General features: G+C 59.8%; 11 protein-coding genes. 9 read left to right on the top strand and 2 right to left on the bottom strand.

Annotated elements, in window-relative coordinates; genetic code table 11:
- Nucleotides 1–717: 717 nt before the first annotated feature.
- Both XH93_RS11620 and XH93_RS11615 read left to right on the top strand, forming a co-directional pair.
- Nucleotides 718–1,836 (top strand): branched-chain amino acid ABC transporter substrate-binding protein, encoded by a 1,119-nt coding sequence (locus tag XH93_RS11620; RefSeq protein WP_194473600.1) that lies wholly within the window; start codon nt 718–720, stop codon nt 1,834–1,836.
- Between the two features lie 110 nt (nt 1,837–1,946).
- Complete coding sequence (locus XH93_RS11615; RefSeq protein WP_194473599.1) at nt 1,947–2,129, top strand: hypothetical protein; 183 nt, start codon at nt 1,947–1,949, stop codon at nt 2,127–2,129.
- Between the two features lie 765 nt (nt 2,130–2,894).
- Here the strand turns inward: XH93_RS11615 and XH93_RS11610 are convergent.
- Nucleotides 2,895–3,122 (bottom strand): hypothetical protein, encoded by a 228-nt coding sequence (locus tag XH93_RS11610; protein ID WP_194473598.1) that lies wholly within the window; start codon nt 3,120–3,122, stop codon nt 2,895–2,897.
- Nucleotides 3,123–4,294: 1,172 nt separating this feature from the next.
- Here XH93_RS11610 and XH93_RS11605 point away from each other — a divergent pair.
- The 5 genes from XH93_RS11605 to XH93_RS42275 all read left to right on the top strand — a co-directional run bounded on the left by XH93_RS11605 (nt 4,295) and on the right by XH93_RS42275 (nt 10,372).
- A complete protein-coding gene (locus tag XH93_RS11605; RefSeq protein ID WP_194475110.1) occupies nt 4,295–5,809 on the top strand; it encodes an FAD-dependent oxidoreductase in 1,515 nt (504 codons plus the stop codon).
- Between the two features lie 28 nt (nt 5,810–5,837).
- A complete protein-coding gene (locus XH93_RS11600; RefSeq protein ID WP_194473597.1) occupies nt 5,838–7,148 on the top strand; it encodes an aminotransferase class III-fold pyridoxal phosphate-dependent enzyme in 1,311 nt (436 codons plus the stop codon).
- A 29-nt stretch (nt 7,149–7,177) separates the two neighbouring features.
- On the top strand, nt 7,178–8,119 hold the full coding sequence (locus tag XH93_RS11595) for a sulfotransferase (protein WP_194473596.1): 942 nt from the start codon (nt 7,178–7,180) through the stop codon (nt 8,117–8,119).
- A 20-nt stretch (nt 8,120–8,139) separates the two neighbouring features.
- Entirely contained in the window at nt 8,140–9,363 is a 1,224-nt protein-coding gene (locus XH93_RS11590; protein ID WP_194473595.1) for an MFS transporter, read from the top strand.
- A gap of 148 nt (nt 9,364–9,511) precedes the next feature.
- Nucleotides 9,512–10,372: a condensation domain-containing protein gene (locus XH93_RS42275; protein ID WP_246799584.1), complete on the top strand. Its 861-nt coding sequence runs from the start codon at nt 9,512–9,514 to the stop codon at nt 10,370–10,372.
- Between the two features lie 1,370 nt (nt 10,373–11,742).
- Here the strand turns inward: XH93_RS42275 and XH93_RS11580 are convergent.
- Nucleotides 11,743–12,390: an FkbM family methyltransferase gene (locus XH93_RS11580; RefSeq protein WP_194475109.1), complete on the bottom strand. Its 648-nt coding sequence runs from the start codon at nt 12,388–12,390 to the stop codon at nt 11,743–11,745.
- Between the two features lie 227 nt (nt 12,391–12,617).
- On the opposite strand from XH93_RS11580, the gene XH93_RS43070 reads away from it, so the two are divergent.
- Both XH93_RS43070 and tnpB read left to right on the top strand, forming a co-directional pair.
- Entirely contained in the window at nt 12,618–13,091 is a 474-nt protein-coding gene (locus XH93_RS43070; RefSeq protein ID WP_194470832.1) for a transposase, read from the top strand.
- The gene (gene tnpB / locus XH93_RS11570; protein ID WP_194470833.1) at nt 13,088–13,441 is read left to right on the top strand and encodes an IS66 family insertion sequence element accessory protein TnpB; all 354 of its coding nucleotides are present in this window, start codon (nt 13,088–13,090) and stop codon (nt 13,439–13,441) included. Before XH93_RS43070 ends, tnpB begins: the two co-directional genes overlap by 4 nt.
- Nucleotides 13,442–13,469: the final 28 nt, after the last annotated feature.

Genomic DNA, 13,469 nt, shown 5'->3' with positions numbered 1-13,469 from the left:
CCGGACGACGCAGGAATAGCGCAATCAGAATCGCATAATTTGCTTACGAAGCTCATAGAGACGAGCTGCGGCTGCGCGTCTCTCCTTAGCTGCAATCGAGGGCGCTTCATGGGCAATTATGACCTTGTCTCCGGTAGCCTCCTTGTCCTGACCGCGACCAGCTTCGCACTACTCTGCTCGAGCCTGCTCGCCTTTGCCTTCATTTGAAACCGCGCTGGTTGCCTTGCGCGGGTTATCAAGGCGATCACGCGCCGTCGAGCATCAAGTGTTTCTGCGTCTCGAAAGACGATGATCGCGCACGACCTGAACGATCGTCTCTACTTTCGGCTCGACCGACCGTCTGGTCTCAAGTGGCGGCGCTTCGGACGCGACGGGCTCCGTACGTTGCGGACCGATCTATTTCTTTCACAAACGCCCGATTCAGCTAGTGTCCAACGAAGATAGCCCCGTGCGTTGAGCCAGCGGGCGGTATGAGATTGGACGCGCAGCGATGGGTTGTCTGCCGATAATTCCCGAACCGTTGTATGTTCCTGCATTACGAACCGTTGTCTCATCAAGTCAAGGTAGGCTCCTGCGCTCACGTAGCAGTGCAATCGAACAGTTTGATGCGCGACCATGACTTTATCTCGGACCGCTACCTGGCACTGACCGCCGCCGGGGGGCGCCGCCCCTACTTCAGCTTACTCGCCGCCGCGTTCACCCTGTGAGGACTCCTCCATGAAATCACTCAACCTAATCGGCTTTGCACTTGGAGCATCGATTGTGCTGTCCACCGCGGCCTTGGCTGAGGAAATCACCATCGCCGTCGCTGGACCGATAACCGGGGCCGAGTCCGCCTTCGGCCGGCAAATGAAGAACGGCGCCGAGATGGCGGTGGAGCAGATCAACGCTTCCGGTGGCGTACTCGGCAAGAAGCTAGCCCTCGACATCGAGGACGATGCTTGCGATCCCAAGCAGGCGCGATCGGTAGCGGAAAAGGTCGCTGCCGCCAAGATCCCGTTCGTTGCTGGGCACTTTTGCTCTTCGTCATCGATCCCGGCCTCGGAAGCCTACGCGGATGGCGGTGTGCTGCAGATCACGCCGGCTTCGACCAACCCGCTATTCACCGAACGCAAGCTGTGGAACGTGGCGCGCGTCTGCGGCCGTGACGACCAGCAGGGCCAGGTTGCCGCCCAGTACATCGCGAAGCAATTCAACGGCAAGAACATCGCGATTCTGAATGACAAGACGACTTATGGAAAGGGACTTGCCGACGAGACGAAGAAGGCACTCAACAAGGCCGGTATCATTGAGAAGATGTACGAGTCCTATAATAAGGGCGACAAGGATTTCAATGCGATTGTCTCGCGACTGAAGCGCGACAATATCGACCTCGTCTATGTCGGCGGCTATCACCAAGAAGCGGGCCTTATCTTGCGCCAGATGCGCGATCAGGGCCTGAAGACCGTCCTGATGTCGGGTGACGCGCTGGCTGACAAGGAATATGCTTCGATCACCGGCGCAGCTGGAGCAGGTACGCTCTTCACCTTCGGACCCGACCCGCGAAAGAAGACGACGGCGGCTGTGATCGTCGATAAGTTCAAAGCCAAGAATATCGACCCCGAGGGCTATACGCTCTACACCTACGCTGCAGTGCAGGTCTGGACGCAAGCCGCAACCAAAGTTGGCACCATAGATCCGAAGAAGGTGATGGACACGATCAAAGCGGGCTCTTGGAACACTGTGATCGGCACACTGCAATACGACGCCAAGGGTGACATCAAGCAGCTCGACTACGTCGTTTATAGGTGGGACGACAAAGGCGGCTATAGCGAGACTAGCCCGACCGCGTTCTGACTCATCTTGGTCAAGACATCAAAGTTAGCGTCCCCAGGGAGCGAGGACGGGGATCAATGTCGATCGATCGATTGCTCCAAGGCAGCAAGCTACGGCCGGAACAAATTTAAATGTCCGAACTCAGCCTATGCACGGACAATGCGCCTGCTCTGCTTGGTGATCGTGACGATCCTATCGCCGAAATCGTCGCAAGGAAGGTCATCGAGATTGGCGCAAGCGGGGTTGGCGATCCAGCGGAGATATCAAAGTGCGTCATCGAGCAGCTTGGTGTCCGCACACCACCATTGGTCTAAAGCGAGCACCGTGCACACGCGCAGTTTGGATCCACTTTCCGGTCGATGCACAGCCTGCCACGGGTTCCACGCCTTACGGGCTGGACTTAATTGGAGCTGACAAGTTGGGCCCAAGACATTTAGCGGCGGGCTCGATGAGGTGTCCTTTCACCAGACTGCAGTCATCGGTTTCGGCTTATGGAGAGTTTCGACTATCGGACCGCGCGACGCGCATTAGCTCGGACCCTTCGTTCCACGAAAAGTTCGGCCGAAAATTGCGCGGCCCCGCCTCGGGGAAACAAGGCGGGGCCGCTCTCCTCCCCCTGGCTCCACATGGGGAGGCCGCGCTGCGGATCACAACGGAAATCGTCTAGCTGCCGTCCTCTGTCATTTATGATCACACGTCCAAGCGACTCACCTGCATTGCGGCTTCCGGTCCTCGGTATTTTCCGCGACGTGCCGCAGGACGAGCTGAGAAAGCTGCACAACCAAATTCTTGAGGCGCGCTATTTCCTGCCTGCACCGCGCCAACTCGCGTTCTTCTTCCGTCACTATCGACACTTCAAAGTGGTCCCCAGCCGCACGACTCATGTTGGATCTCAATTCGAGCAGGTAATCACGGAAGACGGCTCAAGCACATCCCTTAGCTTTGATCGTACTGGAGTCCCGTATTTTTACGCCAACAAACATGGTACGCTACGGTCGAACGATCTCGCTACCTCGGCTAGTGTGCCATCGCGGCCACAGATCTGAGCGCCTCGTACAGAGGCTTGGCTGGCATGGCGCTCAACGCGATAAAGTTTTGTCTTTCTTCGAGTCCGCGCCCTGCGCGAGTGGATCTCGATTGCGATTGAATTGCGTTAGTTGGCTGCCGGCCGCGGCGATACGGAAGGTGCCAACCGAGCCGAAGTCGGCCAAGCGTTCCGGAGAAATGACGTCTGGCCACAAAGTCACCGCAGCTGTGTCTTGAGGAAGCTCATTGAATGGAACGATCATGCCATTGATCTTCTTCAACGAGATCAGCTCGAATTGCTTCTGGAATTCCGCCCCTCATGTTTCCTGCGCTGAATTTCATCGGCCGCCGCTCCGTACTCTTCGTACCAAGAAAATCAACGAGCCGACGCCAATTTCGATCCGTATTGACGCTATTCGACCTGTAGTCGCGTTCGCTCGGCTATTTTCTTGAACTATTTGAGCGTAGTTACAGCGTGCGCGACCCGGTGCACATAAGCAGAATACGACATGCACCGTTGCGACTCGCGAATTAAGAAATCGGGAGCTTGAATTTTCATGGCACGCGCCGCAGCTCAAACGACTTGATTCGTACCTAGCGTCACGTTGTAGCATCTCAAAGCAGGACGCGAGGGCCCCGGGCAAAGCCGGCGGGGCCACTCCGCCAGAGGCGCGACAACGACACCTAAGCGGTCGACTTTGCTTTACAAGCATCGTCAAGATCATACCGATTAGATGAGTTGCGTCGATGACAGATGATCTCGGGCTGTCCGTGCATTGGTGAATATCGCCTTGGTAAGAAGGAAAACAACGCCAGACCGACATCGATCCTTTTTGTGATTGGAATTTGCGGTGAATGCATCACCGCAAATGACCGTCGGCAGCCCTCCCTCTGTCGACGAGAGCTGGCGCGACGCTTAGCAGCCTCGTTCGCCCAGACTGACTTCCGCCCGGCCCTCGAAATGAGGCCGGGCTTTTTTTCCGATAAGATGCGCGGCTTTGCTGTTCCAGCTAACCCGCGTCTGATGATTGCGAAAAGTTCAGGAGACAACAGTCCTGGTGGCCTTCAAAATGCTGCTCGCATGGCCTTTGCGACGCTTAGCCCAAGGAGCTCGCGAGCGCCCGCTCATCGTGCAGACACGTTTGCTCACCCACGCCAGCTACACAGGTCAGGTGGATCGGACAACCGCCTGACCCAACCATCTGTCATATTCACGCGGTAGTGGCTTGAATGGCCTTGAATCGTACGTAGCGTCACATTGTACGATCTCGCGGTAGTTCGGATGATACTTGGCAGATGATACCTGGCAGATGATCATTGGTAACCGAGCCAAGCCGCACTGGATAGTCTGGGGCAATCGTATAACTGCCGCGCGTTCATCGTTGGCTATGGCGTCACTGATCAATGGGGATTTGATTGCGCATCGTCGATATTTGTTGCCAGAGGTGGGATAATGACGGCCGATATCGTTGATGTATGCGTTGTCGGGAGTGGTGCCAGCGGCTCGACCGTGGCCTACGAGATCGCCCAACACGGTTTGCGGGTGCTCCTTCTCGAGGAAGGTCGGGCGCTTCCTCCCGACGCCTCGCTGGCGAGCGTCCAAGATGGTATGGATACCGCCCTAGTGAGATCTGCGGCAGGTACGTTGACGTCGTTTGGACGTCCCTGGACTGTGTGCGCGCTCGGCGGCGGAATGACTTTGTATGCCGGAATAGCCTTCCGCTATCGGACCATCGACTTTGATGCGCAAGCGCATGTAGCCGGAGACGCGCTTGACCCTACCTGGCCGATCAACTACGCCGAGCTACGCCCGTTTTACGAGGAGCTAGAACGGCGCATGGGCGTGGCCCGCCTAGCCGGGGTGGACCCATTCGAGCCACCGAGCGATCCTCCCGTTCTGCCCCCGCATGATTACAGCGCGAAGGGGCGGTTGATCGCCGATGCCGGCGGACGCCTAGGCCAGCAGCCTTTTCCCACCCCATTGGCAATCAACTCCGTACCCTATCGCGGTCGGCCAGCCTGTGATTGCGACGGACCTTGCAACGAACACCGGTGCGCTACCGGCGCGAGGGCGGACGCACGCTCGCCGTTCACAGACGTCGCCCTGCCGCCCGGCGCGCTGACGGTTGCACTCGGCAGCAAGGCTGTACGCATCGATCTGGCCAACGTCAGCCGCGCGGGTTCGGTGGAATGGCTGGACACGCTCAGCCGACAACGCGCGCGGGTCCGCACCCGCTGCGTGGTACTCGCTGGCAACGCAGTGCAGTCTGCCGCCCTCTTGCTAAGATCGGCTCAGCGGGCAGCGCCCAACGGCATCGGCAACGCCTCCGGCATGGTCGGCAGTGGCATCTCATTCAAAATCAGCGGCTACGTGTCCGGTAGCATCGCAATAGATCCGATGTCCGCGCGCCCGGCCGGTGGCCCATTCTCCACCGTTGCGATCTCCGATCACTACCTGGACGAAGAGGCTCCTTCGGGGCTCGGCGGAATGATCTACGAAGCAAGTCGGGTTGAGCGCACGGACCACGACGGAAAGATAACACTACGGCTGCATTTCCTGGCGGCCGACCAACCCATGCGCAACAATGCGGTCCGACTGGCCACCAGCCTGGATCGGCTGGGTTTGCCGAAGATCATTCTCGATTATTGGACCCATCCGCTGGACAAACGCCGATTAGGCTATTTGTGCCGACGCGCGTCGAACTTGCTGGCGGAGGCCGGCGTGAAACAAGTCGATTTTCAGGATTCCAATTATCAGTTCGGCAGCGGACATCTGCATGGCGGCTGCCGTGCCGGCGTCGACCCGACGCAATCCGTTGTCGACCGCTGGGGCCGGGTGCATGACATCGACAACCTCTATGTCGCGGATGGCGGCTTCTTTCCCTATTCCGGAGGCGTCAATCCGACATTCACCATTCAGGCGAACGCCCTGCGGATCGCTCGAAGAATAGTCACGCAGCTCACCTAAGGGCGTGATTATCAAACGGAGACAGCTCATGTCCACCGCCCTCCCGACTGCAACCGCGGCCGCGACCGACGCGCACAGATCAGCATTACGCCGCGCGTTGCGCGTCACCGCGTCGGAAAAATGGGATCTCAACAGGCGTTTTCCGGTCGTCATGACGCGTGCTTCGGGTGCGCACGCATGGGATATCAATGGACGGCAATATGTCGATTTCACTTCTTGTAGCGGTGCTGCGCCGCTCGGTGCCGGATACGAGCCGGTCGTGGCGCACGCAGCCGCCGAGATGCGCCGTACCGGCGGCATATTGCCTGGACCGCTGTCCGTGCACCGGGTCGAACTGGCCGAACGGTTGGCGGAGATCTTCCCCGTCGCGGAACGCTCAATGTTCTTCCGCACCGGATCATGTGCGACCACCGCCGCCGTCCGCCTTGCCCGCGCATTCACAGGGCTGAACCATGTGCTTACCAGTGGATATCATGGCTGGCACGACTGGCAGTTGCAGGACCGACCACAGATGGGGCTGCCCAATCGGGACCGAGACAGCGTGGATTTCCGCTACAACCTGGACTTGCTCGACGAGTTGGCAAGTGTCCAGCGCGTCGCCGCGGTGATCATCACCCCCGAGGTCAACTTCTTCCCGCCCGAATACCATCAGGAATTACAGAGGCTGGTGTATCGGCACGGCGCCTTGCTCATCCTTGACGAGGTGATGACCGGATTCCGCTACGGCATTGGCGGGTACCACATGGCAGTCGGCCTCACGCCCGATCTGATCACGCTAAGCAAAGGACTGGCCAATGGAATGGCGCTGTCCGCAGTCGCGGGTCGCGCGGACGTACTCGCCGCCGCCGAGAAGACATACATGGGCAACACCTACCAGCGCGAGGTTACCCCGTTCGCGGCCGCACTGAGCACCCTGCACGCGCTGCGCGACGGGACGTTGCAGGCTCGGATGCGCGAGGTTGGCGAGCAGCTGATCAAGGGGCTCAACGAGGTCTTCACCAGACAGCAGGTCGCGGCATGGGCATTCGCCTGGCCGACTATGTTCGATGTCGTATTTGCCAACGCCGAACTTGGCCACGCCTTTTTCCAGGAGATGTGGGCACGGGGTTTTCTCATGCAGTACGGTGGCCGCTTCATGCCATCGGCGGCGGTATCCGACGCCGATGTGCAGGCGGCCGTCGAAGCTGCTGGAGAGGCCCTGCCGGTGGCGCTGTCCCGCATGGATAGCACCGGCGGCGACCCGGACCCAGTCGCAGCCGCTGTACGGTTCGCCAGGGATCATTTCGTGGCCACCCCGGGGGCGGTTCGGCGCTGGTTCACCGGACCCGTCCGCGGATGAGTAGGCATTTTCCAACAGAGGACACGGCCATGCCGCTGCCCAATCCATTTTCCACATCGCCGGTGCTGCTCGGCGGCGAGAACCGCTCGGGCACCACATTGCTGAGTGTCGTGCTGGATTCGCATATGGATCTGGTAGCCGGGCCGGAGATCGACTTCCTCGAACCGCCCAATCTCGGTCCGCACATCTTGCGTGCGATCGACCTGCTGGCGGCCGGCGATTCGCGTGTCGCGGGCATGACCAAAAGCACGGTCGATCCCGTCTGGTATGACGGGGTGCATTTTGTGGTCCAGTGCCGCCGGTTCGGCCTCGACTTCGATGATGTGCGTGGGTTGGTCAGCAAGGTCATGGTCGAGATGGGCGACGACATTGTTTCGTTCGCCGACCGATGCCGCCTTATCAACGAGATGGGCGAGTTGCGCCGAGCACGTAGCGGGGCCCGGCGTTGGGGCTTGAAACTGCAGCGCAAGATCGCCCAGACCGACGCCTTCGCTCGGCTGTGGCCCCGCGCACATTTCGTGCATATCGTGCGGGACGGCCGCGACGTTGCCGCCTCTCATCTGAAAACCGTTCCCGATTGGGGATACCGAACTGTTGCCGATGCCGCGCGCGGTTGGCTGGAAGTGGTATCCCAACCACATCGAGTCGCGCCGCCTGGCCGCTATCTTGAGGTGCGTTACGAGGATCTTGTAAGCAGTCCCCGTCCCACCCTGGCCCGAATCCTGGATCACCTCGGCTTGCCTTGGGATGAGGCCGTGCTGCGTCACGCTGAATACGAGCACGTATTGTTCGAACAACCGCACGGCCATCCGGCGGCCGAGGCAGCGGGGAAGCCGCTGCACCGAGGCAGGATCGGTCGTTACGTCCAAGATCTGACGCGAGCCCAGATCGAGGAGTTCGAGCAGATCGCCGAAAATGAGCTGAGCCGACTGGGGTATCTGTCGGCTCCCGGCCTGTCTGGCGACGCGTGAGCCGCCCGCGCTGTTCCGCCGTGCTTCGCGGACTGCCGCGAAGCTATCTTGCGCTGCTCGTTGGCCAGACCATTTCGCTGCTGGGCTCTAATGTGACCATGCTGGCGCTGCCGCTAACCGCAATCACGTTGCTGGACGCGGGACCGGCGCAAACGGGGCTGCTGCTGGCCTGCGGTCGAGCGCCGTACCTGGTGGTGAGTCTGTTCGCCGGGGTCGTCGTGGACCGCCTCCCGCATCGGCGGATCCTTTTGACCGCCAATCTGGTGATGGCGGCGACGCTGGCCACAATTCCCTTGTTCGCCGGCCTTGGACGTCTTGGACTGGTTCACTTGTACACGACGAGCATGCTTGTTGGGGTCGCCGCAGTGATCGCTGACGTGGCTTATCTGGCGTGCATACCCACCGTGCTAGATCGCTCACAGCTGGTTCGGGCACAGAGTTCATTGGAGCTCAGCCAAGCGGGCGCGATGGCGGCAGGTCCGTTCCTGGCCGGTTGGCTCGTCAACGAATTCTCTGCCCCGACCGCAATACTGGCGGACTCGGTTTCATTTCTGCTTGCCGCGGCGCTGCTGTCTCTGGTGCCCCTGCGTAACGCTAGCTGCTCGGGGGCCGCGCCGAGCGCGCTACTCGGCCAAGTGGCCGAGGGGCTGGCAAGCCTGTTCGGCAATCCGATTTTGCGGGCAGTCACGTTGGCCAGCGGCACATTCATCTTTTGGCACAACGCGTACTCTGCGGCGTTTCTGCTGCATTTGACCAAGGATCTCGGGTTTGACAGCCGGGTCGTCGGCATGGTGCTCGGCATCGGTGCGCTTGGCGGTGTGGTCGGCGCAGTTAGCTCACCGCGGGTGGGCCGGGCGATCGGCCTCGGCGCAACTTTAATGATCGGTTTGGCGGTGAGCGCCGGCGGAATGAGCTTGGCGGCCCTGCTCACCCAGCCCTGGTGGGCCGCAGTGGCATGTGTGACGCTCTCCCAATTCATGCTGTGGATCGGCCAAGGGATCTACAACGTGCAGCAGGTTCCCATTCGATATGCGTTGGTCCAGCCGCACTTACAGGGCCGGATCAATGCGAGTATCCGCAGCGTGGTGTGGGGACTGGCCTCATTGGGTGCGCTGGCCGGCGGCGCGGCCGCTGCTGCGACGAGCCTGCGTACCACGTTGCTCGCGAGCAGCGTGCTTGGCCTGGCCTCGATAGTGTGGATTTGGCGGTCGCCGCTGCGCCAGGCGCGCAGCTTGCGTCTATGACCGCGACGGACTCGCTCATGGACATCAAAGAATTTGGCGATCTTGATCGGCAGCCTGGGCGGCTGATGGTTTGGCGGATCAACGTCCCCGAGCCGATCAGCTGGCGGGCTGACCCGCGCCGCCCGTCCTATGTGCAAGAGGAACATCTTTGCTCTGCTACGATGGCCGACCGGGCTGGCTCGGCGCAGCATTCGAGCTGCCAGGCGAGCTCAACGCCGCTGCGCTGACCAAAGCGATCCTCGGCTGGGTCGATCGGCACGAGGTATTACGCAGCCGATTGGCCAAGGATGGATCGGCAATGCATCGCGCCACGATTGATCCAGGCGCTGCAGCGCTTGAGCAAACCGTGGTGAGTGACTGCGCCGATAGCGACGAAATTGCTCAGCTCCTCGAAACACTGTTTGACGCGGAGACCGACCCGCTGCGCTGGCCGGCGTATGTCTTCGTGACGATCAGCCGGCCGATATCCACGAGCCTCGTGCTCGCCGCCGACCACTCTGTTAGCGATGCCTACTCGATGGCCTTGGTACCGTATGAGATCCACGAGCTGTACACAGCCGCGATCCGTCGAGTGGAACCCCGGCTGGCAGCGGTGCACAGCTATCTGGATCACGCCGAGGCCGAACGAGCGCGACTGACCGATCTAGCCGATGACCATCCTGCTATCGGCCATTGGCGCGAGCTGATCGCGGCGAACGGCGGTCAATTGCCGGACTTTCCGCTACCATTCGATGTGCCGGAAAGATCCTTGCAGCGGAGCGGAAAAATGTGGCTGCTCGATGCGGCTGGCGCATCCGAGTTCGATCGCAGCTGCAGGTCGCGGGGCGGAAACGCGGTGACGGGAATTTTCGCCTGTCTGGCGCTGGCAGGAAAGACACTGGCGAACCAACGACAGTTCCACGCCGTTGCGCCCTTTCACACCAGATACGATCTGCAGTCGATGCGTTCGGTTGGATGGTATGTCGGGATGAGTCCGGTGAGCTTCCGCGTGGCAGATACGTTGTCGTAACTCCTGCACGCCGCCCGGCTCGAACTCAAACGCGGCAAGAAAACGGCTCAGGTGCCATTTACAAAGGCCATGGAGTTGCTCGGCGCCACCCTGCGCGACCGCTTTATGGTATCCTATATGGACAATCGGACGGTGCCCGGATCGGACTGCTGGCCCCACTGGCGGACGAGATTTCTGATCAGCCGTAGCTCCGATGCTCGCGAGACATACCTATGGGTCAGTCGCTGGCAGGATGGAATTTCCGTGAACTTCCGCCACCCTGGTACAGCCACCGCGCGAAGTGCGATGGATGACTATCTTGCTGAAGTGGCTGCGCAGGCCCATCTAATCAGCGGCGCTCGTCCGCTGCCGCGGCTCTCAATCGACTGAAAGGGTGGCTGAGAGTTAACCTTCTTGACCAGGAAAAGCTCGGATCCAGGAGCATGCCGAGAGCGCCACCTGCTCCGAGGCGGACGCAAGCATGGCCCCCATCTACTCTATCTCTTTCTCGCAGGTGGCTTGCGAGCGATCAGATGATCCTCGCCAGGCCAAGCCGACACAATTCCTGCTCCGGACAGTAACATGCACAGTGCCGACCAGCATGCCGGGTTTACAACCGGCCAGATATTGCGATCAATTGCGAGCTAGCCATCCTCATATCTATGTTTTTCTTGCATTGAGCTAGTGATGGCACGGTCATTGCAGGTCTTCGTTCAATGAATGGATTCGCCTCCCGCACCGAGCCACTGATTCTTGGGGATCACGCGCTGATGGAGGCATATTCACACATGATGGCGCAGAAGCTCACCGACGATGCATTGTACCAGCGACGTATCGCAGATTACAGGCTGCAGCCGACGAGGGGCGACAAACTCGCTATACACCACCCCACGGGCTAAGGGCTGAACGCGAATGTTTCAGCATGCCTTCTCATCGACGCACAATAGCGACGCTAAGCGCGTAATCGAAGTGGCGCATCTTAAGGATCTACGAGAACTGATGCAGTTGCTTTGGCATTTGTTTGAAGCAGTGGATCGGCTTCCTAGAGGACCAGAGCATACAGCGGCAGTTCAGACGATTAAACGCTTTGAGCGACAGCTGGTAGTGTTGGTCCGGGCATCTGAGAAAGCTCGAGCTGCTCGCCTCAGAGTCGCGGGCCGTGCCAGCCCGCCAAACAAATGATCTCCAAACAACCACAGAAATTATCGAGGGTTCCACCTATGTGCGCTATCGCCAAGGCCTGTATGGCCACCGCGACGAGAACGGAACGTTGGAACGCGTCTGTCCGGACCGCAGTATTCGCTTGGTGATCGGCCGTCCTGCAGCGCCACGCTGCAGAGAACCGGGGCAGGTCTTCCAGCGGTGAATGAGGGCCGGATATGTGGCAGGTGTTAGAAGCGCGTATTCTTGAGCAATACATCACCTTCTACAGCACGGGGATAATGAGCCGCTACTTCGAATGACGGCAATAGATCAAGAATGGCTTGTAACGACAGTTGCCCTTCGTAGAGCTCCCGGTCGCTATATTCCGTGTAGATGAATCGCGTGTTGCTCAAGGTCTGCATGCCGCCGGCAATCACGTCGGCTTCGGCTCCCTGGACATCCATCCAGATGAAATCGACCGTGTTCAGCCCAGCTTCGTTGCACCAATCATCAAGCCGCCGCGTTTGAACTGGGACGGGGCCATCGAAACGAACCCAATCATACTCGGTAAGATGATTTTTCGGGCGGCGTATCGAACCGGAAAGGTCCCACTCCTTCGCATCACCATCTGCATTGCTTGGATGGAAATCGATCGTTCCGTTTCGATCGCTGATCGCGATTTCAAGCAGCTTCACCTTATCGAGGGACGGGCCCAGCTTCTTCTTGAAACGCGCGATCGCTCTGGGGTCCGGCTCAAAGCTGTAGATTTGAGCTTGCGGACACAGGTTGAGGAAATGTTGCGTATCGGTTCCGTCATTGCAGCCGATATCCAGGATAACAGGATTCGGTTTCTGAAGAAGTGAGACGATGTGCTGGTGTACTTCTACAGACGACACTGTTTGTCTTTCCATTGGCGCAAGGATCGGGTGAGTTTCATTCTCGATACCGCAATCCCACGCCAGACGCCCCTGCACAACGTATATCAACGTATATATTAAATGTGCTCGCCCGGCCCCTCCATCCATGGCAGCGATCAATGGTAACCGGCATGAGCCCGCCACCTGGGCATCGCGCGACGGAGCTGCGATAGATCCTGGCATGAACTGTTTTTTGGAGGTGGGCTATGGCAGATGCCATGCATGAAGCCATGCTTGATGCCAGGCAGGAAGGCGGCTCCTATCGTCGGATCGAGGTGATCACGGGGCAGCGTCGGCGGCGGCAGTGGACGGCGGAGGAGAAGGCTCGGATCGTGGCGGAGAGCTTCGAGGAAGGGGTCAATATTTCCGAGGTCGCCCGGCGCCATGGCGTTGTCCGTGGGCTGCTGACGGTGTGGCGGCGCAAGTTCGCGACGGCAGCGAGCTTTCAGGCGCCAGGCTTCGTACCGGTACGGATCACTTCCGAGAGCGGTCCGGCGACGGCAGACGAGCCGGACCGGCTGGCGTCTGCGCATGAAGTGACGCCGCAGATGACGCTGCCCCCAGGCAAGCCTGGCGGGATGATCGAGATCGAGGTGAGAGGGGCACGTATCCGGGTTGAACCCGGAGTTGAGTTGGCGACGCTTTCGACGGTGTTATCGGCGCTTTGGAGCGTTCGTTGATTGCTTTGCGGCCCGGCCTCAAGGTGGTGCTGGCAGCACAGCCGGTCGACTTTCGCAAGTCGGTGCACACGCTGTCGGCGCTGGTGAGCGAAGCATTGCGCGCAAACCCATATTGCGGCGACGTCTTCGTGTTCCGCAGCAAACGCGCGGACAGGGTGAAGCTTTTGGCGTGGGACGGCAGCGGCATGGTGCTGGTGACGAAGTGGTTGCACCAGGGACACTTCACCTGGCCGCCGGTCCGCCACGGCGTCGTGTATCTGAGTGCCACACAACTCGCGATGCTGCTCGACGGCCTTCAGTGGACGCGTGTTTCACCTGAACCTGTGAAGCGGCCGACCGTTGTCGGCTGAGAAGCGAAGATTTTGCTGGAGCCTATGA

This window comes from Bradyrhizobium sp. CCBAU 51753 (genome assembly GCF_015291565.1).
Lineage (GTDB): Bacteria > Pseudomonadota > Alphaproteobacteria > Rhizobiales > Xanthobacteraceae > Bradyrhizobium > Bradyrhizobium ivorense.
This window is presented reverse-complemented; position numbering and strand designations above follow the sequence as displayed.